Below are 1,257 nucleotides of genomic sequence, written 5' to 3' on the forward strand. Positions count from 1 at the left end.
CAAGGACTTGCTCCGTAAGCCCATGCCGGTCGAAGATACCAGGCCGCTGCGACTGTTTATTAAAAACACAGCACTCTGCAAACACGAAAGTGGACGTATAGGGTGTGACGCCTGCCCGGTGCCGGAAGGTTAATTGATGGGGTTAGCGCAAGCGAAGCTCTTGATCGAAGCCCCGGTAAACGGCGGCCGTAACTATAACGGTCCTAAGGTAGCGAAATTCCTTGTCGGGTAAGTTCCGACCTGCACGAATGGCGTAACGATGGCGGCGCTGTCTCCACCCGAGACTCAGTGAAATTGAAATCGCTGTGAAGATGCAGTGTATCCGCGGCTAGACGGAAAGACCCCGTGAACCTTTACTATAGCTTTGCACTGGACTTTGAATTTGCTTGTGTAGGATAGGTGGGAGGCTTTGAAGTGGGGACGCCAGTTCTCATGGAGCCATCCTTGAAATACCACCCTGGCAACTTTGAGGTTCTAACTCAGGTCCGTTATCCGGATCGAGGACAGTGTATGGTGGGTAGTTTGACTGGGGCGGTCTCCTCCCAAAGAGTAACGGAGGAGTACGAAGGTGCGCTCAGACCGGTCGGAAATCGGTCGTAGAGTATAAAGGCAAAAGCGCGCTTGACTGCGAGACAAACACGTCGAGCAGGTACGAAAGTAGGTCTTAGTGATCCGGTGGTTCTGTATGGAAGGGCCATCGCTCAACGGATAAAAGGTACTCCGGGGATAACAGGCTGATACCGCCCAAGAGTTCATATCGACGGCGGTGTTTGGCACCTCGATGTCGGCTCATCACATCCTGGGGCTGAAGCCGGTCCCAAGGGTATGGCTGTTCGCCATTTAAAGTGGTACGCGAGCTGGGTTTAGAACGTCGTGAGACAGTTCGGTCCCTATCTGCCGTGGACGTTTGAGATTTGAGAGGGGCTGCTCCTAGTACGAGAGGACCGGAGTGGACGAACCTCTGGTGTTCCGGTTGTCACGCCAGTGGCATTGCCGGGTAGCTATGTTCGGAAGAGATAACCGCTGAAAGCATCTAAGCGGGAAACTTGCCTCAAGATGAGATCTCACTGGGATCTTGAATCCCCTAAAGGGCCGTCGAAGACTACGACGTTGATAGGTTGGGTGTGTAAGCGCTGTGAGGCGTTGAGCTAACCAATACTAATTGCCCGTGAGGCTTGACCATATAACACCCAAGCAATTTGCGCACGAAAGCCAAATTGTGGTGGTGAAGATGATACGAACCGAAAGTTCGCACTG

At 52.9% G+C, this 1,257-nt stretch carries 1 rRNA gene (only partly in view); it reads left to right on the forward strand.

Annotation, left to right across the window (positions count from 1 at the left end):
- Positions 1–1,183, forward strand: a 23S ribosomal RNA gene (locus ACI2KG_RS28915); it begins 1,809 nt to the left of the window's first position.
- Positions 1,184–1,257: the final 74 nt, after the last annotated feature.

The sequence above is a fragment of the Pseudomonas sp. NPDC089407 genome, assembly GCF_044900445.1.
Lineage (GTDB): Bacteria > Pseudomonadota > Gammaproteobacteria > Pseudomonadales > Pseudomonadaceae > Aquipseudomonas.